General features: G+C 72.5%; 16 protein-coding genes. 9 read left to right on the forward strand and 7 right to left on the reverse strand.

Annotated features, from left to right (window positions below):
* Positions 1-63 precede the first annotated feature (63 nt).
* From ABT025_RS22485 to ABT025_RS22505, 5 genes are read right to left on the reverse strand one after another with little or no spacing between them, the layout of a single operon-like run.
* The gene (locus ABT025_RS22485; RefSeq protein WP_350997178.1) at positions 64-867 is read right to left on the reverse strand and encodes a DUF1295 domain-containing protein; all 804 of its coding nucleotides are present in this window, start codon (positions 865-867) and stop codon (positions 64-66) included.
* Complete coding sequence (locus ABT025_RS22490; protein WP_350997181.1) at positions 864-2,234, reverse strand: class I SAM-dependent methyltransferase; 1,371 nt, start codon at positions 2,232-2,234, stop codon at positions 864-866. Before ABT025_RS22490 ends, ABT025_RS22485 begins: the two co-directional genes overlap by 4 nt.
* Complete coding sequence (locus ABT025_RS22495) at positions 2,231-3,472, reverse strand: class I SAM-dependent methyltransferase (protein ID WP_502971999.1); 1,242 nt, start codon at positions 3,470-3,472, stop codon at positions 2,231-2,233. The genes ABT025_RS22490 and ABT025_RS22495 overlap by 4 nt, the downstream gene beginning before the upstream one ends.
* Positions 3,473-3,516: 44 nt before the next feature.
* Positions 3,517-4,242, reverse strand: a complete 726-nt coding sequence (locus ABT025_RS22500; protein WP_350997257.1) for a DUF1365 domain-containing protein — start codon at positions 4,240-4,242, stop codon at positions 3,517-3,519.
* Positions 4,236-5,510 carry an NAD(P)/FAD-dependent oxidoreductase gene (locus ABT025_RS22505; RefSeq protein WP_350997187.1) on the reverse strand — a complete coding sequence of 425 codons (1,275 nt, stop codon included), beginning with the start codon at positions 5,508-5,510 and terminating at the stop codon, positions 4,236-4,238. The genes ABT025_RS22500 and ABT025_RS22505 overlap by 7 nt, the downstream gene beginning before the upstream one ends.
* 161 nt (positions 5,511-5,671) lie before the next feature.
* Here ABT025_RS22505 and ABT025_RS22510 point away from each other — a divergent pair, with 161 nt between their 5' ends.
* The 5 genes from ABT025_RS22510 (at position 5,672) to ABT025_RS22530 (ending at position 11,283) form a co-directional block, all read left to right on the forward strand.
* On the forward strand, positions 5,672-7,309 hold the full coding sequence (locus ABT025_RS22510; RefSeq protein ID WP_350997190.1) for a molybdopterin-dependent oxidoreductase: 1,638 nt from the start codon (positions 5,672-5,674) through the stop codon (positions 7,307-7,309).
* Between the two features lie 101 nt (positions 7,310-7,410).
* Complete coding sequence (locus tag ABT025_RS22515; RefSeq protein ID WP_350997192.1) at positions 7,411-8,058, forward strand: fasciclin domain-containing protein; 648 nt, start codon at positions 7,411-7,413, stop codon at positions 8,056-8,058.
* A gap of 152 nt (positions 8,059-8,210) precedes the next feature.
* Positions 8,211-9,746 (forward strand): amino acid permease, encoded by a 1,536-nt coding sequence (locus ABT025_RS22520; protein ID WP_350997194.1) that lies wholly within the window; start codon positions 8,211-8,213, stop codon positions 9,744-9,746.
* 4 nt (positions 9,747-9,750) lie between these two features.
* Positions 9,751-10,740, forward strand: coding sequence for an ADP-ribosylglycohydrolase family protein (locus ABT025_RS22525; RefSeq protein WP_350997197.1), 990 nt, complete (start codon positions 9,751-9,753; stop codon positions 10,738-10,740).
* A 96-nt stretch (positions 10,741-10,836) separates the two neighbouring features.
* On the forward strand, positions 10,837-11,283 hold the full coding sequence (locus ABT025_RS22530; RefSeq protein ID WP_350997200.1) for an SPW repeat protein: 447 nt from the start codon (positions 10,837-10,839) through the stop codon (positions 11,281-11,283).
* Between the two features lie 84 nt (positions 11,284-11,367).
* Here the strand turns inward: ABT025_RS22530 and ABT025_RS22535 are convergent, their stop codons facing one another.
* The gene (locus ABT025_RS22535) at positions 11,368-12,039 is read right to left on the reverse strand and encodes a TetR/AcrR family transcriptional regulator (protein ID WP_350997203.1); all 672 of its coding nucleotides are present in this window, start codon (positions 12,037-12,039) and stop codon (positions 11,368-11,370) included.
* A 156-nt stretch (positions 12,040-12,195) separates the two neighbouring features.
* Here ABT025_RS22535 and ABT025_RS22540 point away from each other — a divergent pair, with 156 nt between their 5' ends.
* The 4 genes from ABT025_RS22540 to atzF are packed head-to-tail and all read left to right on the forward strand — an operon-like array spanning position 12,196 to position 18,853.
* Positions 12,196-13,014: an urea amidolyase associated protein UAAP1 gene (locus ABT025_RS22540; protein WP_350997206.1), complete on the forward strand. Its 819-nt coding sequence runs from the start codon at positions 12,196-12,198 to the stop codon at positions 13,012-13,014.
* Complete coding sequence (locus tag ABT025_RS22545) at positions 13,011-13,634, forward strand: urea amidolyase associated protein UAAP2 (RefSeq protein WP_350997209.1); 624 nt, start codon at positions 13,011-13,013, stop codon at positions 13,632-13,634. Before ABT025_RS22540 ends, ABT025_RS22545 begins: the two co-directional genes overlap by 4 nt.
* A gap of 32 nt (positions 13,635-13,666) precedes the next feature.
* A complete protein-coding gene (locus ABT025_RS22550) occupies positions 13,667-17,197 on the forward strand; it encodes a 5-oxoprolinase/urea amidolyase family protein (RefSeq protein WP_350997260.1) in 3,531 nt (1,176 codons plus the stop codon).
* Positions 17,198-17,209: 12 nt separating this feature from the next.
* Complete coding sequence (atzF, locus tag ABT025_RS22555) at positions 17,210-18,853, forward strand: allophanate hydrolase (protein ID WP_350997212.1); 1,644 nt, start codon at positions 17,210-17,212, stop codon at positions 18,851-18,853.
* 439 nt (positions 18,854-19,292) lie between these two features.
* On the opposite strand, the gene ABT025_RS22560 is transcribed toward atzF, so the two are convergent.
* Complete coding sequence (locus ABT025_RS22560) at positions 19,293-22,127, reverse strand: DEAD/DEAH box helicase (protein WP_350997263.1); 2,835 nt, start codon at positions 22,125-22,127, stop codon at positions 19,293-19,295.
* Positions 22,128-22,187 lie beyond the last annotated feature (60 nt).

The raw sequence follows: 22,187 nt of genomic DNA on the forward strand, positions 1-22,187 counted from the left end.
TACTCCGGCCGTTGGGAGGCGGCCGGAGTACGGGGTCGCACCGGCCCACTCCCGGCGGGCGGCTCAGCCGCTGCGCGGCGGGCGCGGGAAGAATCCGCTGGTCCGGGCCGTGTACGCGGCGAAGCCGGGGCGCTCGGCCATACGCCGCTCCAGGAGCGCCTTTCCGCTGCCGCCGATGAGCAGGAAGCTCATCAGGACGGGTGCCACCAGCGTGGCGGCGGCCGCCCCGGGCGCCTGGCACACGATCAGGAACAGGCCCCACCACACGCAGAAGTCGCCGAAGTAGTTCGGATGCCGGGTCCAGGCCCACAGTCCGCGGTCCATGATCTTCCCGCGGTTCGCCGGATCGGCCTTGAACCGGGCCAGCTGACGGTCCCCCACCGCTTCGAAGGCCAGCCCCACCGCCCACACTCCCGCACCGGCCCAGGCCCATCCCCCGACCGGGCCCGTCAGATAGCCGGCCGCCTGCACCGGGAGCGAGACCAGCCAGACCAGTGCCCCCTGGAGCAGATACACCTTCCGCAGGGCGTACAGCCGCGGGTCGCCCGGCGCCCCGGCGAGCATCTTCGCGTACCGCGGGTCCTCGCCGTGGCCGCGGCCCCGGCGGGCGATGTGCCAGGCCAGGCGCAGCCCCCACAGGGCCGTGAGCGCGGTGACCAGGAGGCGGCGGGCACTGTCACCGTCCGCCGCCGACATGCCGTACGAGACCAGGGCGACGGCGGTGAACCCCAGCCCCCAGGCGACGTCCACGACCCGGTGCACACCCATGCGCAGGCTGACGGCGAACGTGGCGAGCATGACGGCGAGGGCGGCGCCCGCACAGGGCAACAGGCCCTGTGCGAAAGCCTCCCATGCGAAGCCGCTCATTCCGTGAGTCCGGCCGTCGCCCCGACGCGTGCGCCCGGCACCTCGGCCGGGGCCGTGTACCAGCCGCTCCGGGTGCCCGGCATCCCGGCCGCCCCGGTCGCCTCCGGTCGTACGGAGAGGATCTGGTCCACGCCCATCCGCCGTTCCCCGAAGGCGAGGGCCCCGCCCGCCAGGTAGAGCCGCCACACCCGCACGGTCTCCTCACCGACGAGGTCCGTGAACTCCTGATGGTGCTCTTCCAGGGTGCGGCGCCACGCGTCGACGGTCCGTACGTAGTGCTCGCGCAGCCCCTCGACGTCACGCACTTCGAGTCCGGCGCCCTCCAGCAGCGCGACCGTCTCGCCGAGCGGGCGCATGTGCATGTCGGGCGCGATGTACGACTCGATGAACGCGCCGCCGCCCGGGGCGTCGCGCCCCCGGGACATCTGCTGGACGAGCACCCGGCCGCGCGGCCGCACCATGCTGTGCAGCGTCCCGGCGAAGGCCGGGTACTGCGCGTCCCCGACGTGCTCGCCCATCTCCACGGTGGACACCGCGTCGTACCCGCCCTCGTGGTCCGGGGCCTTCGCGATGTCGCGGTAGTCGCAGCAGCGGACCTCGACGAGGTCCTCCAGGTTGCGTTCGGCCACCTGGTGGCGGACGTATGCCGCCTGTTCCCGGGCGAGGGTGACCGCGGTGACCCGGACGCCGTGCCGCTGCGCGGCGTACAGCGTCAGCGATCCCCAGCCGCAGCCGATGTCCAGCAGTCGCGCCCCCGGGCGCAGTCCCAGCTTGCGGCAGATCAGTTCGAGCTTGTCGCGCTGCGCGTCCGCGGGGCCGTAGCCGGGGGCGTCACTGGTCCAGTAGCCGCAGGAGTAGGCCATCGTCTCGTCGAGGAGCAGCGCGTAGAAGGCGTTGGAGAGGTCGTAGTGGTGGCTGACGGCGGCCCGGTCTCGGGCCTTGCTGTGCAGCACGCCGTGGAGCCCCGCGCGGGCGGCGGGTACCGGTGGCCGCGGGCCGACGGCACCCATGCGCAGGGCGGTGCCGAAGGCCCGCAGCCGGCCGCCGACGCCGGGGCGTGGCGGGCGCAGCCCGCGCTCGCGCACCGCGTGGCGCATCGCCCGCAGCCCGGTGGTGAGGTCGCCCTCGATGTCGATGTCCCCGGTGATGTAGGCCTCGGCGAGGCCGAGTTCGCCGGGGGCCCACAGGAGTCGGCGCAACGCCCGGCGGGAGCGGACGTGGACCAGGGGCCCGTCGGGGGCGCCGGTCTCGCTGCCGTCCCACATCCGTACCCTGACCGGGAGTTCGCCGCCGAGCAGCTGCTCGACGAGGGGTTCGAGGCGTTGCGCCGCGCCGGGGGCGGGGACCTGCTTGGCGGTGAGTGTCATCGCGCTGTTTCCTGACGGGTCAGCAGCATCTGCTGCACATGGAGGTAACCGGAGCGGAATCCCGCTTCGGAGTAGGCCAGGTAGAAGGTCCACATCCGGCGGAAGGTGGCGTCGAAGCCGAGCGCGTCGACGTCGGCGGCCCGTTCGGTGAAGCGTTCCCGCCACAACCGCAGGGTCTCGGCGTAGTGCGTGCCGAAGTCGTCGCAACGGTCGACGCGCAGGCCGGTGTGCTCGGCGGTGACCTGTTCGACGGCCTCGACGGACGGGAGGAGTCCGCCGGGGAAGATGTACTTCTGGATCCAGGTGTAGGTGTTCCCGCCGGCGCGCATCCGGTCGTCGGGCATGGTGATGGCCTGGAGGGCGATCCGGCCGCCGGGGGCGAGCCGCTGTTCCAGGGTGCGGAAGTAGACCGGCCAGAACTCCGCGCCGACCGCCTCGATCATCTCGACGCTGATGACCGCGTCGTACTCCCCGTCGACGTCCCGGTAGTCGCTGAGCCGGACGTCGACGCTGTCCTCGAATCCGGCTTCCCTGATCCGGCGGCGGGCCAGCTCCTGCTGCTCCCGCGACAGCGTGACGGTGACGACGCGGGCGCCGCGGGCGGCGGCCCGGATCGCCAGTTCGCCCCAGCCGGTGCCGATCTCCAGGAGTTCGGTGCCGGGGCCGACTGCGGCGAGGTCGAGCAGCCGGTCGATCTTGCGGTGCTGGGCGGCGGGCAGCAGGGCGTGTTCGGCGGGGAAGCCGCGGAAGACGGCGGCGGAGTAGCTGAGGGTCTCGTCGAGGAAGAGCGCGAAGAGTTCGTTGGACAGGTCGTAGTGGTGGCTGATGTTGTCGCGGGCACCCTGCCGGGTGCCGAGCTGTCCGGTGGGGCGGCGGCGGGCCCAGACTCCCCGCAGTCGCTGGAGCGGCTGCGGGATCAGGGTGGCGACCTGGTCGGCGAGGACGGTCAGCACGCCCACCGGGTCGGGCGAGTCCCACTCCCCCGCCATGTACGACTCCCCGAAGCCGATCAGTCCGTCGACCCCGATTCTGCGGAAGAACGTGGCCGGGTCCCGGACGTCCATCAGCGGGCCGCCGAGGCCGAGGTCCTCGCGTCCGGCCAGCCGGACCCGGAGCGGGAGGCGGTCCAGTGCGTGGCGGACGAGCCGTTCGGCGACGGCGGTCCGCAGCCGGGAGCCGCGCGGTGGCCGTACGACGTCGGGCCAGCGCCCGGGGTCGATGTCCACGGTGGCGTGCACCGGGGGCGAGGAGGAGGGGGACGGGGAGTGGGACGTGGACACGCTCACTGCATTCCTTCCTGGGGGTGGTGGTGGGGACGGGGCTGTACGGGCAGTCCGCGCAGCAGGAGGCGAATACCGTGCAGCCGGATGGCGGCCGATACGGCGGCGGTGGACCAGGGGTGGATCAGCGCCAGCCGGAGCAGCACGTGCGGGGTGACGGGGCGGCGCACTCCGCGGACGGTGGCGGTGAAGGGCCGCATGCCGGCCCGTTCCAGATGCACCGTCATGTCGAGCCGCGGCCCCGGTTCGGGGAGCCGCATCCGGTAGGAGCCGGCCACGTCGAAGAACGGCGACACGTAGAACTCCTTGCCGGTGGACGCCCGGCCGTCGGCGTCCGGGCGCAGCAGGTAGCAGTGGCGTTCGCCGTACGTGTTGTGCACCTCGGCGACCGTGCAGAGCGGGCTGCCGTCCGCGCGGCGGCACCAGTAGACGGTCAGCGGGTTGAAGACGTGGCCGAACACCCGGGCCTGGGTGAGCATCCGGACGCTTCCGTCGGCGAGGTCGACGCCGTTCGCGGCCAGGAAACGGCTCAGTCCGGCCCGGATGGTCGGGGCCGTGCCGCCGAAGTGGTCGCGCGGGTCGAAACCGGCCAGCGGTCGCAGGGGTGCCGGCAGCGGCGGCGGTCCGTCCGGGTCGATCAGCCACAGGTAGGTGCGGTGCCGGAACGCGTACTTGGCGGGCGCGGACCGGACGTGGGTGATGGTGCAGGGGTAGAGGGCGTTCACCAGTCCACCCCCAGCGCCGCGGCGGCTTCGGCCCCCGAACGGCAGCCGTCCTCGTGGAAGCCCCAGCCGTGGTACGCCCCCGCGTAGGCGGTGACCGGGCCGGACAGCGCGGGCAGCCGGGCCTGCGCGGCCACCGACTCCGGGGTGAAGACGGGGTGTTCGTAGATCATGCGGGCGCGGACGAGGCCGGGGGCGACGCGGTCGGCGCCGTTCAGTGTGACGACGAAGGTCTCGGGGGCGTCGAGCCGCTGGAGCCGGTTCATGTCGTAGCTGACGGTGACGTGCCGGGCATCGGCGGAGCAGTCCGGCATCAGGTAGTTCCAGGAGGCGCGGGCGCCGCGGGCGCTCGGCAGCAGCCGGGTGTCGGTGTGCAGCAGGGTGGGGTTGCGGGAGTAGCGGAATGCGCCCAGGGTGCGGCGTTCCTCGTCCGTCGGGTCGGCGAGGATGCGCAGCGCCTGGTCGGGGTGGGTGGCGATGACGACGGAGTCGAACTCCTCCGTGGTGTCGTCGGCGGTGACGAGGCCGACGCCGTCCGCGTGGCGGCGCACGGCACGGACCGGGGTCGAGGTGCGGACGGCGGCGAGCTGTTTGGTGACCCGTTCGACGTAGGCGCCCGAGCCGCCGGTGACGGTCCGCCACACAGGGGAGCCGCCGACCGCGAGCATGCCGTGGTGGTCGAGGAAGCGGAAGAGGTAGCGGGCAGGGTACAGCATCGCGGTCACCGGGTCGCAGGACCAGACCGCGGAGACCACGGGGGTCAGGAAGTGGGCGGTGAAGTACGGGGAGAAGCGGCCACGGGCGGCGAAGTCGCCGAGCGTCATGGTGTCCGCGTCCGGTCCGCCGTCGTCCAGGAGGCGGCGGGCGGCCCGGTGGAAGCGGGGTACGGCGGCCAGCATCCGCAGATAGGCGGGGTCCCGGAGCCGGGCGGGCCGGGCGAGCAGACCGGCCGGGCCGCGGGCGCCCGCGTACTCCAGGCCGCATCCCTCGCACCGTACGGACATGCTCATCTCCGACTCCTGCGTCGGGACGGCGAGTTCCGCGAAGAGCCGCAGCAGATGCGGATAGGTGCGCCGGTTGTGCACGATGAAGCCGGAGTCCACGCGGTGGACGCGGCCGTCCGACGCGGGGAGGTCGTGGGTGTGGGCATGGCCGCCCACCCGGTCGTCCGCCTCGAACAGCGTCACGTCGTGGGCCGTGCGCAGGATGTGGGCGGCGGTCAGTCCCGCCACTCCGCTTCCCACCACCGCGGTGCGTTGCCGCCTGCCTGTCATGCCGTGTCCCTCCGCGTTCCGGTGCCCGCTCACCTCGCGCTGTCACGCGGGAGCGGCGATGCCTCTCGGCTGTGGTTCGTTACCGGTCGCGCCGCGGATTGGCCGGGACCGACTCTCATTCGTTCGGGTGACAGACCAATCCGCCGGGCGTCCGGCGACGAATGCCGGTTGTGAGCGAAGATCGGAACGATTCGAAGCACGTGGCCCACGGGTCCCGGCGGTCCCGCTGGGCACGTGCGGCCTTCGCCGCGCTCGGCGGTGTGATCGCCGGGTTCTGTGCCCTGGCGGTCGCCGAGCTCGTGGCGGCGGTCGTCCGTCCCGAGGCGGGTCCGGTCGCGGCGGTGGGCGGCGCGGTGATCGACCGCACTCCCCCGGCGCTCAAGGACTTCGCCGTACGGAACTTCGGCACCGACGACAAGCTGGTTCTGCAGCTCGGCATTCTGGCCCTGTTGGCGGTCTTCGCCATGGCGGTCGGGGTGCTGGCGCTGCGTCACCGGCTGATCGGCTCGGCGGCCGTTCTGGTCTTCGGGGTGGTCGGGGCAGTGGCGGCGATCGGGCGGCCGGAGGGCCGCGTGTCCGACGCCCTGCCCTCGGTGGTGGGTGCCGTGCTGGCCGCAGGAGTGCTGTATTTCCTGGTCGGCCGGCTGACTCCGGCCTCCGGCCCCTCCCCCGCGGCTGGCGGGAGGGACGGGGAGCCGGACCACGGCACCTTCGACCGGCGGGGCTTCGTCATCGCGGCGAGCGCCGCGGCGGCGGCCTCGGCCGGTGCCGGCCTGCTCGGGCGGCGGCTCACCTCCGCCGTGCAGGCCGGGGCCGCCGCCTCACGACGCGACCTGGTGCTGCCCGTACCCGACTCGGCGGCGCCGGCCGTACCGGCGGGCGCCGATCTGAGGATCCGGGGACTGAGCTCGTTCGTCACCCCGAACAAGAGCTTCTACCGGGTGGACACGGCTCTGGTCGTGCCGCGTATCGACGCGGGCCAATGGCGGCTGAGGATCCACGGCAGAGGCGTGAGGACGCCTCTGACACTCAGCTTCCAGGACCTGCTGCGCCGGGAGATCATCGAGCGCGACATCACCCTGACCTGCGTCTCCAACGAGGTCGGCGGGCCATATGTCGGCAACGCCCGGTGGCTCGGTGTGCGGCTGGCGGACCTGCTGCGGGAGGCCGGGGTGAAGCCCCCCTCCCGAGGTGGACCCGCCGACCAGATCGTGGCGCGTTCGGTGGACGGCATGACGATCGGCACGCCGGTCGAGGACGTCATGGACGGCCGCGACGCCCTGCTCGCCCTCGGCATGAACGGCGAGCCGCTGCCCTTCGAGCACGGCTTCCCGGTCCGCATGGTCGTTCCCGGCCTCTACGGATACGTGTCGGCCTGCAAGTGGATCAAGGACATCGAGCTCACCACGTTCGACGACTACGACGCTTACTGGGTCAAGCGCTCCTGGTCCCAGCAGGCACCCGTCAAGACCGAGTCACGTATCGACACCCCCCGCCCCTTCGCCTCCCCGAAGGCCGGCACGATCCCGGTCGCCGGGGTCGCCTGGGCCCAGCACCGCGGCATCGCGCGGGTCGAGGTCCGGGTGGACGGCGGCCCGTGGAACACCGCCCGGCTGGCGGCCGAGGACGGCCGGGACACCTGGCGCCAGTGGGTGTGGGAATGGCCGGCCACCTCCGGCAACCACACCCTCGAGGTCCGTGCCACGGACCGCACCGGCGCCACCCAGACCGACCGGCGCGTCGGCACCGTACCCAACGGTGCGACCGGCTGGCACTCGGTGGTGGTCGACGTGTCCTGAGCGGACTCGCGTCCGTTCCGTACGCACCGGCCCCACATCGCACATCCCATTTCGACTACTTAGCGTGACCATATGGTCACTCATCCCACCAGGAGAACATCATGAAGGCCACCCACGCCCGTCGCGCCGCCGTCGCACTCTCCGCCGCGGTCGTCCTGCCGCTGGCCCTGACGGCCTGCTCCAGCGACTCCAAGGACAGCGCGTCCGGTTCCTCCGCGACTTCGGCGAAGGCCTCGGACGCGGCCTCGGCGCCCGCCGGCACGACCCCCATGAACGAGCCCTTCGGCCCGGCCTGTTCGACGGTGCCGAAGGACGGCGCGGGCTCCTTCGACGGCATGGCGAAGGACCCGGTCGCCACGGCAGCCTCGAACAACCCGGCGCTCTCCACACTCGTCACCGCCGTCAAGAAGGCCGGCCTGGTCGACACGCTGAACAGCGCCCAGAACATCACGGTGTTCGCCCCGACCAACGACGCCTTCGCCAAGGTCCCGAAGGCCGACCTGGACAAGCTGCTCGCCGACAAGGCCGCGCTCACCAAGGTCCTCACCTACCACGTGGTGGGCCAGAAGCTGACCCCGAAGCAGCTGGAGAATGGTTCGTTCGACACGCTGGAGAAGAGCGAGCTGACGACGTCCGGTTCGGACATGGCGTACACGGTGAACGACTCCTCGAAGGTCGTCTGCGGCAATGTCCAGACCGCCAACGCGACGGTCTACATCGTCGACACGGTCCTGATGCCCGCCAAGTAGCGGTACCGCACGGGGCCCCGCGACCGTCCGTCCGGCAACGTGCCGGAGAACGTGAGCACTTCGGCCCCGCGCGGACACGGCTGCGTCACGCCCCCGAAACAGCGCGTCCCTAATTTCTGTCGCCCGACAGGAAATCGGCGACAGGGGCTGACATGACCGCCACCGCACCAACGGACGTACGACCGGATCCCACCGGAACCGGCCAGGGCGACCACGCCTCCCTGGCCGGTTTCGGCTATCGCCAGGAGCTGCACCGGTCCATGGGGCGGTACGCCTCGTTCGCGGCCGGGTTCTCCTTCATCTCCGTCCTCACGACCGTCTTCCAGTTCTTCGCGTTCGGCTTCTCCTTCGGCGGGGCCGCCTTCTTCTGGACCTGGCCGGCCGTGCTCGTGGGCCAACTGCTGGTCGCCGCGTGCTTCGCCGAACTCGCCGCCCGCTACCCGCTGTCCGGGGCCGTCTACCAGTGGTCGACCCGGCTGAGCACCCCCGCCTTCGGCTGGTTCGCGGGCTGGATCATGGTGATCGGACAGATCGTCGTGGTCGCAGCCGCCGCGCTCGCGCTCCAGGTGGTGCTGCCGGCGATCTGGTCCGGATTCCAGCTGGTGGGCGGGGACCCGGCACCCACCACGGCGACGGGCGCCGCCAACGCCGCGCTGCTCGCCGTGGTGCTCCTGGCCCTCACCACCACGGTGAACCTCCTCGACAACAAGGTCATGTCGGCGGTCAACCGGATCGGGGTGACGGCCGAGATCATCGGGGCCGTTCTCATCCTGGTCCTCCTTCTCACCCACACCGAACGCACCCCGGGCGTCACGCTGCACACCGGCGGACAGGGCGGCGCGCTCGGAGCCATGCTGGTCGGCTCGTTCACCGCGGCCTATGTCCTGATCGGCTTCGACAGCGCGGGCGAGATGAGCGAGGAGACCCGCTCCCCCCGTCGCACCGCACCACGCACGATTTTGCTCGCCCTGGCCTCGGCCGGGGTGCTCGGCGGACTGCTGGTGCTCGCCGGCATCCTGGCGGCACCTGACCTGACCGACGGGCGGCTGGCCACGGAAGGCCTCTCGTACGTGCTGACCAGCAGCCTCGGGGACGGTGTCGGCCGTGTGCTGCTCGCCGATGTGGCGGTCGCCGTCGCGGTGGCCACGCTCGCCATCCAGACGGCGGGTTCCCGCATGCTGTTCTCGATGGCGCGCGACGGCGTACTGCCCTTCTCCGCCCGCCTCGCCAAGGTCTTCCCGCGCACCGGGATGCCCGCCGCACCAGCTCTGCTCGTCGGCGCTGCGGCGGCGGCGCTGGGGCTGCTCAACCTCGCCTCCCCGGAGGCGTTCCTGGCGATCGGCACCACCTGCATCGCGATGCTCTACCTCGCGTACGCGATGGTCACGGGTCCGATGCTGCTGCGCCGCCTGCGTCGCCTCCCCCTGTCCCCCGTCACCGGACCGCTCCACGACGAGACGGGCGCGCCCCTCTTCTCGCTCGGCCGTTGGGGACTTCCGGTCAACGCACTGGCCTTCGCGTACGGAGCGGTCATGACCGTCAACCTGGCCTGGCCGCGGGCGGCGGTGTACGACCCGGCGGGCGGGCACTGGTACTTCCAGTGGTTCACGGTCCTCTTCCTGGCGGCCACGGTGCTGCTCGGGACCGCATATCGCGCGTACGCGAAGCGGCCGGCCTCCGTACGCTGACCGGATGGACTCCCTGAGCAGGCAGGACCGGGCAGCCGGCGCGGTGGTCGGATCGGCGGCCGGCGACGCGCTGGGCGCGCCGTTCGAGTTCGGACCGGCCGGCGTCTACACCGCGCGCTTCCCGGACGGGACCGGCACGATGTGCGGCGGTGGCGGCTGGGACCCCGGCGAGGCGACGGACGACACGCAGATGGCCGTGCTCGTCGCGGAGTCGCTGCTGGAGCGCGGGGGTCTCGACCTCCCCGACCTGTTCGACCGGTTCCGGCGGTGGGCGGCCGGCGATCCGAAGGACATCGGCCTCCAGACCGAGGACGTCCTGACCGGTGGCGATCCGTGGGACACCGCCGCGGCGCTGCACTTCCAGATCAACGGCCGGGCGGCGGGCAACGGTTCACTGATGCGCGCCGCCACTTCCGCCGTGTACTTTGCCGGGCCGCAGCGGCCGGACGCGGACGCACGGGCCACGACCATGGACGCGGCCCGCCGGATCGCCGCCCTGACGCACGGCGACCGCGCGGCGTGGGAGGGCACCGCCGTTCTGCACGAACTGATCCGGGTCGCGCTGAAAGGGGCCGACCCGCTCGCCGCCGTCCCGGAGGCGCTGGCCGACGTGCACGCGGACCACCGGGAGCGCTGGGCTGACGTCCTGGCACCGGACTGGCATCCGGACCGGGCGACGGAGTTCAACGGCGCGGTGTGGCCCTGCCTGGGCACGGCACTCTGGGCGCTGCGCACGACGCGTTCGTACGAGGCCTCGCTGGCCTCGGCGATCGACGCGGGCGGCGACACCGACACCGTGGCGGCTGTGACCGGGGCTCTGGCGGGTGCGGTGTACGGGCTCGGGTCGATCCCGTCGCGCTGGACGGATCCGCTGCACGTCCCGCTGCCGGGGTACGGCGCCCGGGTGCTGCGTACACCGGAGCTGATCTCACTGGCCCGACGGCTCGACAGCCGGTGCACGGATGCGGATCCTGCGAAGATTCAGTCGCCTTGAACCTACACATAAGGGATATATAAGAGCACAATGGCAGGGCGGGCCGCTTGCCGCACACAGCGGCGGCCAGGCCCGCAGGACCAAAGGAGACGAACCATGTCAAACGTCTCGCACACCGGTCACGACATGACCGGGCACCCCGACGTCTCCGAAATGCGCGACCGCTACGACCGGATGATGGGCGGCCGCGACGTGGCGCTCGTCGACGGGCCGGTGTTCCTGGTCGGCCTGTACTGCGCCGTATCGCCCTGGGTACTGCACTTCACGACCTCGCAGGCCCCGCTCGTGACGCACAACCTGATCATGGGTATCGCGATCGCCGTGCTGGGGCTGGGATTCACCGCGATGCCGCAACGGATGTACGGCCTGAGCTGGGCCATCTGCGCCATGGGCGCCTGGATGATCATCTCGCCCTGGGTGGTGGGCAGCAGCCCGGACATGGGCGTCGTGCTCAACAACGTCATCGTCGGCGGTCTGACCGTCCTGCTGGGGCTGGTCTGCGCGGGCGCGTCGATGAGGAGCGGCAGCGGCAAACGCGCTTAGGGCCCTTGCCCGCACAGCAGAAAGGACCACCTTCACCGGCCGGGCCCGCAGGACGCGGACCCGGCCGGCCACGCGTCACCGCGATCACTCCCCGGAGGGGACCGCCCGCACCGTTCCGGCGCCGCCCCCCACGATCCGCAGCGCCGCGTCCGCGGTGGCGGCCGCGAACGCCTCCGTCGCCCGCCCGGGCCCGGAGAGATGCACCAGGATGACGCCCTCGATCAGCCCGAAGACCAGGTCTGCGCGGAGCCCGGCCTCGTCCGCGCCGAGCGCCGTGCCCGCCTCGGTGGCGGCCAGCAGCTCCCCGTACGCGGACCGCAGCTCCGCCCGCACCCGGTGGAAGTCCGCGAACCGCTCGGCCCGCACCTCCGGCAGGACGTACAGCGCGCCGAGGTTGTACGGGCCCCCGCACAGCAGCGCGACATCCGCCCGGCACAGCTCCCACAGGCGGTCCTCGGCCGGCCGCGACCCGTCCGCGAGCAGCTTCCCGGCGAGCGCGAGCGACGGGGTGACGGTCGACTCCAGGAGCGCCGCCAGGAGATCCTCCTTGCCCGCCACGTAGTGGTACATCGTCGCCTGCCGCATGCCCGCCCGCTCGGCGACGGCCCGGGTGGTGGTCGCCGCGTATCCGCGGGTGGTGAACAACTCCGCCGCCGCGGCCAGAAGTTCGTCCCGCGCGGACAGTCCGCTGTCCGGGCGCTGGGTGGCGCGCGGCCGGCCGACCCGCCGGCCACCGGTTCCTGAGGTGCTGGGCATGGGCCGATCGTCGCACATCCCCGCCTGCCACGATCTTGGTGAGTACTCGGTAACTCCCGCGCAACGCACGGGCAATGGCCACGACTCCCCGGCGTCCTAATTTCTGTCGCGCGACAGAAACAAGTATCGGCAACACGTCGAGCCGGAGGTTGAGCCATGGCGACAGCGACGACACACGGGGCCCGGAACCACGCCCGCGCCCAGGACGGCACCCGTACCGGGACCATGCCGGTGGTGCCCGCGAGCGACTGGCCGGACGCCGCCCCCGCCACCCCCGTCTGGGCCGAGACGGTCGCCGGCGGCAACTACACGCACCGGGTCCTGGCCCGCGGCACCGAGCTGCGGCTCACCGACCTCACCGGCGACGCCTGCGCGCATCTGGTGCTGTACGCGGACGGCAGGCCGTGGGAACGGCTCAACACCGCCGACACGGTGAAGGTCCAGTGGAACGCCTACCTGGGCGCCGGCCGGCTGCTCCTCTCCGGCCAGGGGCGGGTGCTCGCCTCGGTGACCGCCGACTCCTCGGGCCGTCACGACGCCCTGTGCGGCACCTCCACCCTGCGGCGGAACACGGAGCGGTACGGCGACGGCACCCCGCAGTCCGCCTCCCCCGCCGGCCGTGAACTGCTGAAGCTCGCCGCCCTGAAGAACGGTCTGGAGCCGCGCGACCTGCCACCGTCGCTCTCCTTCTTCCAGGGCGTACGGATCGGGGAGGACGGCACCGCGGAGTTCACCGGCTCGGCCGGGGCGGGCGGCGCGGTGACCCTGCGCGCCGAGCAGGACGTGACCGTGCTGATCGCGAACGTCCCGCACCCGCTGGACCCGCGCCCCGACTACACCAGCACCCCGCTGGAGGTACTGGCCTGGCGGGCCCGGCCGACCGCCCCGGGCGACGCCCTCTGGGACGCCGCACCGGAGGGCCGCCGCGCCTTCCTCAACACACTCGACTTCCTCACCGCCCGGGGGCTCGCATGACCACGACCGCCACGGTCCTCTCCACCACCGTCATCCCCGCCCGCGCGGCCTGGTCCGCGACCGTCCGCACAGGTGAGTACCTCACGCTCACCGATCTGCACGGCAACCAGGCGGTGGACTTCCTGGTGTACGACGCCCACGACACGGCGCTCCGATACAGCGCCCCGGACACGATCCAGGCCGGCGGCGGCATCTTCCTCACCACCGGCAGCGTGCTGATGTCGAACGAACACACCCCGCTGATGACGGTCACCACGGACACCTGCGGCCGCCACGACACGGTCGGCGGCGCCTGCTCCAAGGAGTCCAACACCCTGCGCTACGGCCATCACACCTGGTCGCAGCACGCCTGCGTGGACAACTTCCTGGCCGAGGGCGCCCGGCACGGGCTCGGCAAACGCGATCTGGTGTCCAACATCAACTGGTACATGAACGTGCCGGTGGAGCAGGACGGCACGCTCGGCATCGTCGACGGGATCTCCGCACCCGGGCTGAGCCTCACCCTGCGGGCCGAGACCGACGTGCTCGTGCTGATCTCCAACTGCCCCCAGATCAACAACCCCTGCAACGGTTTCGAGCCGACGGCCGTGGAAGCCACCCTCACCGGGACGAGCCGATGACCTTCGATCCTCCGATGCCCCTCGGCCCTCCGATGACCTTCGACACCCTGCTGATCGCCAACCGCGGCGAGATCGCCGTCCGCATCATCCGTACGGCCCGCCGCCTCGGGCTGCGTACGGTCGCCGTCTTCTCCGACCCCGACCGCTCCGCCCCGCACGTCCGGCTCGCCGACGAGGCGGTACGGCTGGGACCGGCGCCCGCCAAGGAGTCCTACCTGGACGCCGATCCGGTACTGCGGGCCGCGAAGGACACCGGGGCCGGGGCCATCCACCCCGGGTACGGATTCCTCTCCGAGGACGCGGAGTTCGCCCGGCGCTGCGAGGACGCCGGGATCGTCTTCGTCGGCCCGACCGCCGCCCAGCTGGAGCTCTTCGGCGCCAAGCACACCGCACGCGCCGCGGCCGAGGCTGCGGGCGTCCCGCTCGCCCCCGGGACCGGACTCCTCCCGGACCTGCCGTCGGCGCTGGCCGCCGCGGAGCGCATCGGCTATCCCGTGATGCTGAAGGCCACGGGCGGCGGAGGCGGCATCGGCATGTCGGCCTGCCGGTCGGCCCCGGAGCTCGCCGACGCCTGGGAACGGGTGCAGCGCGTCGCCGCCGCGTCGTTCTCCTCGGCGGGGGTCTTCCTGGAACGCCTGGTGGAGGACGCCCGCCACGTCGAGGTTCAGGTGTTCGGGGACGGGCACGGCCGGGTGGTGACGTTCGGCGACCGCGACTGCTCCCTCCAGCGCCGCAACCAGAAGGTCCTGGAGGAGGCACCGGCTCCCGGCCTCCCCGACCGCATCCGCTCACAACTCACCGACTCCGCACGGGAGCTGTGTGCCTCGGTCGGCTACCGCTCGGCCGGAACGGTCGAGTTCGTGTACGACGCCGAGCGGGCCGAGGCGTACTTCCTGGAGGTCAACACCCGTCTCCAGGTCGAGCACCCGGTCACCGAGGAGATCCACGGTGTCGACCTGGTCGAGTGGATGCTGCGCCTGGCCCAGGGCGACACCGCGGTCGTACGGCAACCGGCCGCCCCGCACGGCCACGCCGTGGAGGCACGGGTCTATGCCGAGGATCCGAGCCGCGACCACCGCCCGGGTGCCGGTCTGCTGACCCGGGTCGACTTCCCCCGGGGCGAGGGCCTGCGGGTGGACGGCTGGATCGAGACGGGCACGGAGGTGACGACGGCGTACGACCCGATGCTGGCCAAGGTCATCGCGCACGGCACCGACCGCGCCGAGGCCCTGGCCCGGCTGGACGCGGCGCTCGCGGCGACCCGCGTCGACGGCATCGAGACCAATCTCGGGCTGGTACGGGCCGCCCTGGCCGACGAACGGGTCCGCACCGCGACGCACTCCACGGCCACGCTCGCCACGATCGACGACCCGACGCCCCGCATCGAGGTGGTCTCGGGCGGTACCCTCACCACCGTTCAGGACTGGCCCGGCCGCACCGGCTACTGGCAGGTCGGCGTACCTCCGTCGGGCCCCATGGACGACCTGTCGTTCCGGCTGGGCAACACGGCTCTCGGCAACACCCCGGGCGCCCCCGGCCTGGAGTGCACCCTCCAGGGACCCACCCTCCGCTTCACGCATCCCACGACCGTGTGCGTCACCGGCGCACCGGCGCCGGTGGCCCTGGACGGCGCACCGGTCCCGCAGTGGGAGCCGCTGACCGTCCCGGCAGGTGCCTCGCTCGCGATCGGCGCACCGGCGGAGCACGGGCTGCGTACGTACGTCCTCTTCGCCGGCGGCGGTCTGGACGTGCCGGAGTTCCTGGGCAGCGCCGCCACGTTCACACTCGGCGGTTTCGGCGGGCACGGCGGCCGGGCCCTGCGCACCGGCGACGTCCTGCACGGAGCCGGGCCCGCACCGGCGGCCCTCTCGGTACCGGCGGGCGAGCGGCCCCTCCTCACGAGCAGCTGGCACATAGCCGCGGCCGAGGGCCCGCACGCGGCGCCGGAGTTCTTCACCGAGGAGGACATCCACGACTTCTACGCGGCCGACTGGAAGGTCCACTTCAACTCGGCCCGCACCGGCGTCCGCCTCATCGGCCCGAAGCCTCGCTGGGCTCGGGCGGACGGCGGCGAGGCGGGGCTGCACCCGTCCAACATCCACGACACGCCGTACTCCGTGGGCGCCGTCGACTACACCGGCGACATGCCCGTGCTCCTGGGCCCGGACGGCCCCTCGCTCGGCGGTTTCGTCTGTCCGGCGACGGTGGTGACGGCCGAACGCTGGAAGCTCGGCCAGTTGCGGCCCGGCGACACCGTCCGCTTCATGCCGGTGACGGTGACCGGCGAGCCCCGCCCGGAGATCACCGACGGCGGCATCCTGTACCGCGACGACGTCCTCGCCTACCGTCGCAGCGGCGACGACAACGTCCTGGTCGAGTACGGCCCGATGCAGCTGGACCTGGCCCTGCGCATGCGCGTCCACGCCCTCATGGAGGCGCTGACGGCCGCGGCCGTCCCCGGCATCACCGGCCTGACCCCGGGCATCCGCTCGCTCCAGATCCAGACGGATCCCACCGTCCTCGCCCAGACCGAGCTGCTGGACCTCCTCCACCGCACCGAGGCCGCGCTCCCGCCCACCGACGCCCTGACCGTCCCCTCGCGCACCGTGCATCTCCCGCTGTCCTGGGACGATCCGGCGACCCGCGAGGCCATCGCCCGCTACATGGCAGGGGTACGGGACGACGCGCCGTGGTGTCCGTGGAACATCGAGTTCATCCGCCGGGTCAACGGCCTGGACACGGTCGACGACGTCCACCGCACGGTGTTCGACGCCGAGTATCTGGTGATGGGCCTGGGCGACGTGTACCTCGGCGCACCGGTGGCCACCCCGCTGGACCCGCGCCACCGCCTCGTCACCACCAAGTACAACCCGGCCCGGACCTGGACCGCGGAGAACTCGGTCGGCATCGGCGGCGCCTACCTCTGCGTCTACGGCATGGAGGGGCCGGGCGGTTACCAGTTCGTCGGCCGCACCACCCAGGTCTGGTCCGGCTGGCAGCAGCGCGGTGCCTTCGATCCGGGCTCGCCGTGGCTGCTGCGGTTCTTCGACCGCATCAAGTGGTATCCGGTGGAGGCGGACGAGCTCCTGGAGCTGCGCGCGGACATCATCTCCGGCCGCTTCGTCCCGCGGATCGAGGAGGGCGAGTTCTCACTGGCCCGGTACGAGGAGTTCCTGGCCCGGAACGAGGAGTCGATCGCCGCGTTCCGTACCCGCCAGGGCACGGCCTTCGCCGCCGAGCGGGATGCGTGGGAGGCCGCGGGCGAGTTCGCACGGGCCGACGCCGCCGACGCACCGGCGCCGCCCGCCGCCGAGGTGACGGTGCCGCCGGGCGGCCGGCTGGTGGAGGCGGAGTTCGCCGCATCGGTCTGGCAGCTCCATGTGGCCGAGGGCGACACGGTGACGGCCGGTCAGCCGCTGCTGGCGCTGGAGGCGATGAAGATGGAGTCCCGGGTCCATGCCCCGGCGGACGGTGTGGTGGAACGGATCCTCACCCGGCCGGGCGCCCAGGTCGAAGCGGGCACGGTCCTGGTGACCCTCGCCCCGCCCACCCGTACGAACTGAGGAGCCCCACCGATGTCCGACCCCACGCTCACCCGGGTCCGCGCCGCGTACGCCCGTATCGAGGCGGTGGACCGCCCGGAGATCTGGATCGGCCTGCGTCCGCGGTCCGAGCTGGAGGAGGAGGCCCGGGCCGTCGAGACCCGCCTGGCAGCGGGTGAGTTCCTTCCGCTCGCCGGCCGCCTGCTGGCCGTCAAGGGCAACATCGACGTGGCCGGCCTGCCCACCACGGCGGGCTGCCCCTCCTACGCGTACGAACCGGCCGAGGACGCCCCCGTCGTGGCGCGACTCCGTGCCGCCGGGGCGCTGGTGATCGGTACGACGAACCTGGACCAGTTCGCCACGGGTCTGGTCGGCACCCGCTCCCCCTACGGCGCGGTCCGCAGCGCGACTGCCCCCGATCGCATCAGCGGCGGTTCCAGCTCGGGTTCGGCGGTCGCTGTCGCGCTCGGCATCGCGGACCTGGCGCTCGGCACGGACACGGCGGGCTCGGGTCGCGTCCCGGCGGCGTTCAACGGCATCGTGGGCCTGAAGCCGACGCGCGGCCTCGTCCCGGCCGACGGTGTGGTCCCCGCCTGCGCGAGCCTGGACTGTGTCACCGTCTTCGCCCGTACGCTCCCCGAGGCGGAAGCGGCGCTCGCCCTGATGACCACGCCCGTCGCCCGCCCCGTCCCCACCCGTGTCCCGGGGCCGTGGCGGATCGCGGTGCCGCCCACGGAACAGCTGGGCGAACTGGACCCCGGCTGGGCGGACGCCTACGCGGCCGCCGCGGACCGCCTGCGCGCGGCGGGCGCCGTCCTGCGGCCGGTCGACCTGACACCCTTCACCGAGGCCGCGGCGATGCTCTACGAGGGTGCGTTCGTCGCGGAGCGCTACACCGCGGTGGGCACGTTCGTCGACACCGGCCCAGCGGACCTCGACCCCACGGTGGCGGGCATCATCACCGCGGCCCGGGACATCCCGGCACACCGCCTGTTCGCGGACCGGGACCGTCTGGAGCGGCTCCGCGCCGCGGCCGAGTCCGCCGTGGGCGACGCGGACGCCCTGTTGCTCCCCACCGCACCCGGCCACCCCACGTTCGCCGAGGTGGCGGCCGACCCGCTGGGCGCGAACGCCCGACTCGGCCGGTTCACCAACTCCACCAACCTGTTCGACCTGTGCGCGGTGGCCGTCCCGGCGGGCGAGGTGGCCGGCCTGCCGTTCGGCGTCATGCTGATCGGCCCGGCCCACACGGACGAACGCCTGACCCGGATCGCCGCCCTGCTGACCCCGCCGGTCCGCATCGCGGTGGCGGGCGCCCACCTGACCGGCGAGCCGCTCAACCCGCAGCTCCTCGCGCTGGGCGCCCGCCTGATCCGTACGACGACGACGGCCCCCGTCTACCGCCTGCACGCCCTGGCGACGACGCCGCCCAAGCCGGGCCTGGTCCGCACGGACGAGGGGGGCGCGGCCATCGAAACGGAGCTCTGGGAACTTCCCGCCGAGGGCCTGGGCACCCTCACGGCAGCCCTCCCGCACCCCATGGTGCTTGGCCGGGTGGACCTGTCGGACGGCACGACGGCTGCGGGCTTCCTCTGCGAGCCGTACGCGTTGGAAGGGGCGGAGGACATCACGGGACACGGTGGCTGGCGCGCATACAGATCAACCCACTCCGCCTGACCGGTCCCTCCGGCTTCCCCGAGCGCTCAATTTCCCCAGACCCTCCGGCGACCCCGGGCTCTCCGTCGTTCCCCCACACCTATCCGGCATCCCGAGCCCTCCGAAGTCCCCCACGCCCCTCCGACGTGCCTGAGCCCTCCGAAGTTCCGCCACACCCTCCGGCGTCCCCCGCCCCTCCCGCGTTCCCCCACACCCACCGGCGCGCGCCCCCAGCTCGTCCCCGGCCGCTCCCGCGTACCTTCGGCGCCGATGCGGCCGATCAGCAGCTGCGTCTGCACCGCGCCGGGGCGGTCCCAGCCCCTCCGGCGTTTGAGGAGCAGGGGTCCGGGGGCAGAGCCCCCGGTTACGGGAAAGGGCGGGGAGGGGAGCAGGCCCGCCGCAGGCGCACCCACCGGCACCCCCGCACCCCCGCGTACTCGACAACGCACCACCCCACAACTCACCCCACGGAGCTGTAAGCCACCACTCCCCGCAACACCTCATCAACCGCCTTACGCGCGTTCCGTCCCACCGAACTGCCCTCACGCGGCGCCGCGGCAGCGACCTGCCCCAGCACGTCGATCACCTGCTTGCACCACCGGACGAAGTCCCCCGCCGGCATCTCCGCCTCGCGCAGCACCTCGTCCAGCGTCCGCCCGGACGCCCACATGTACACCGCCCAGGCGAATCCGAGGTCGGGCTCGCGCTGTCCGACCCCCTCCGCCTGGTTGATCTTGAAGTCCTCCTCCAGGGCGTCCAGACGCCCCCAGATCCGGACCATCTCGCCCATCGCGGTCTTCGCCGGCCCGGACGGCAGCTTCGGCGCCACCGCGTCATCCGACTGCCGCGCCTCGTACACCAACGCCGAGACGCACGCGGCGAGTTCGGCAGGGTTGAGCCCCTCCCACACGCCTGCCCGCAGGCACTCGCTCGCCAGCAGGTCCAGCTCGCCGTACAGCCGGGCCAGCCGCCGCCCGTGCTCGGTGACCTCGCTGCCCCGCAGGTAGTCGAGCTCGGTGAGCAGGGCCACGATCCGGTCGAAGGTGCGGGCGATCGTGTTCGTCCGCCCCTCGATGCGGCGCTCCAGCTGGTGGGTGTCCCGCTGCAGCCGGTGGTACCGCTCGGCCCACCGCGCATGGTCCTCGCGCTCGTCGCACCCGTGGCAGGGGTGGGCGCGCAACTCGGCCCGGTAGCGTGCGATCTCGCGGTCGTCGGCTGCGGCGGCGCGCTCGCGGCGATGCCGGTCCGGCACGAGGTGCCCGGCCTTGGTCCGCAGCGCGGACGCCAGGTCGCGGCGCGACTGCGGCGAGCGCGGGTTGAACGACTTCGGGACGCGCATCCGCTCCAGCGCCTCGACCGGCACCGGGAAGTCGATCGAGGCCAGCCGCTTCACCTGGCGCTCCGCCGTCAGCACCAACGGCCGCGGCCCGTCGTGGTATTCGAGCCCGCGGTGCCCGTGCCCGTTGGTCCGCCCGGCCGGCAGCCCCGGGTCGAGGACGAGCGCCAGACCGGCGAACTTGCCGGTGGGCACGTGGATGACGTCGCCGGGCTTGAGCTTCTCCAGGGACGCCGCCGCCGCGGCCCGCCGCTGCGAGGCACCCTGCTTGGCGAGCTCGGTCTCCCGGTCCTTGAGGTCGCGGCGCAGTCGCGCGTACTCCTCGAAGTCACCGAGGTGGCAGGTCATGCCCTCCTTGTAGCCCTCCAGGCCCTCCTCGTTCTTCTGGACCTGCCGGGAGATCCCGACCACGGAGCGGTCGGCCTGGAACTGGGCGAAGGAGGTCTCCAGCAGCTCGCGAGAGCGGTGCCGCCCGAACTGCTGAACCAGGTTGACGGCCATGTTGTACGAGGGGCGGAAGCTGGAGCGCAGCGGATACGTACGCGTGCCCGCGAGTCCGGCCAGCGCGCCGGGGTCCATGCCGCGCTGCCAGAGCACCACCGCGTGGCCCTCGACGTCGATGCCGCGTCGGCCGGCCCGGCCGGTCAGCTGGGTGTACTCGCCGGGTGTGATGTCGGCGTGCTGCTCGCCGTTCCACTTGACGAGCTTCTCCAGGACCACCGAGCGTGCGGGCATGTTGATGCCGAGCGCGAGGGTCTCCGTCGCGAAGACCGCCTTCACGAGCCCGCGCACGAAGAGCTCCTCGACGACCTCCTTGAAGGTCGGCAGCATCCCGGCGTGGTGCGCGGCGATGCCACGCTCCAGGCCTTCGAGCCACTCGTAGTAGCCGAGCACGTGCAGGTCCTCGGTGGGGATGGACGCCGTGCGCCGCTCGACGATCTCCCGGACCAGCCGGCGCTTGTCCTCGTCGTTGAGCCGAAGGCCCGCGTGCAGGCACTGCTGCACGGCGGCCTCGCAGCCGGCCCTGCTGAAGATGAACGTGATGGCGGGCAGCAGTCCCTCGGCGTCCAGCCGGTCGATGACCTCGGCCCGCGACGGTGTCCAGATCCGGCTGCGCTGGCGCCGCTCGCGCTCACGGTCGGCCTCACGCACCATCTTCCCGCGGCGTCGCTCGCGCGGGTTGTATCCGCGCTGGTTCTCCATGCGGGCCAGCCGGACCAGGTCCGGGTTGACCTCACGGCGTCCGGACCCGCGGCCGCCGTGGTCGCTCTCCTCCTCGAAGAGGTCGTACATCCTGCGGCCGGCCAGCACGTGCTGCCAGAGCGGCACCGGCCGGTGCTCGGAGACGATCACCTGGGTGTCGCCCCGGACGGTGTCCAGCCAGTCGCCGAACTCCTCGGCGTTGGACACGGTCGCCGACAGCGACACCAGGGTGACGGATTCGGGGAGGTGGATGATCACTTCCTCCCACACGGCGCCCCGGAACCGGTCGGAGAGGTAGTGCACCTCGTCCATCACCACGTATCCGAGGCCGTTCAGCGCCTGGGAGCCCGCATACAGCATGTTCCTCAGCACCTCGGTGGTCATGACGACCACCGGTGCGTCGGCGTTGACGCTGTTGTCACCGGTCAGCAGGCCGACCTTGTCCGCGCCGTAGCGCTTGACCAGGTCGGCGAACTTCTGGTTGGACAGGGCCTTGATCGGCGTGGTGTAGAAGCACTTGCGGCCCTGGGCCAGGGCGAGGTGCACGGCGAACTCGCCGACGATCGTCTTGCCCGAACCGGTCGGGGCCGCGACGAGCACGCCCTTGCCGGCCTCCAGCGCGGTGCAGGCCTCGATCTGATAGGGGTCCAGATCGAACTCGTACATCTCGCGGAACGGCCCGAGTGCCGTCGCCTGCTCGGCGGCTCGGATCCGGGAAGCCTGGTATCGCTCAGCTGGTGAGAGGTCCTCTGTCATCTTGTCCACGAGCCTACCCGCCGCCTCTGACAGTGACGCGATCTTTATCGAGGCGGCAGG

The organism is Streptomyces sp. NPDC002809, assembly GCF_040295435.1.
In the GTDB taxonomy this organism is placed as follows: domain Bacteria; phylum Actinomycetota; class Actinomycetes; order Streptomycetales; family Streptomycetaceae; genus Streptomyces.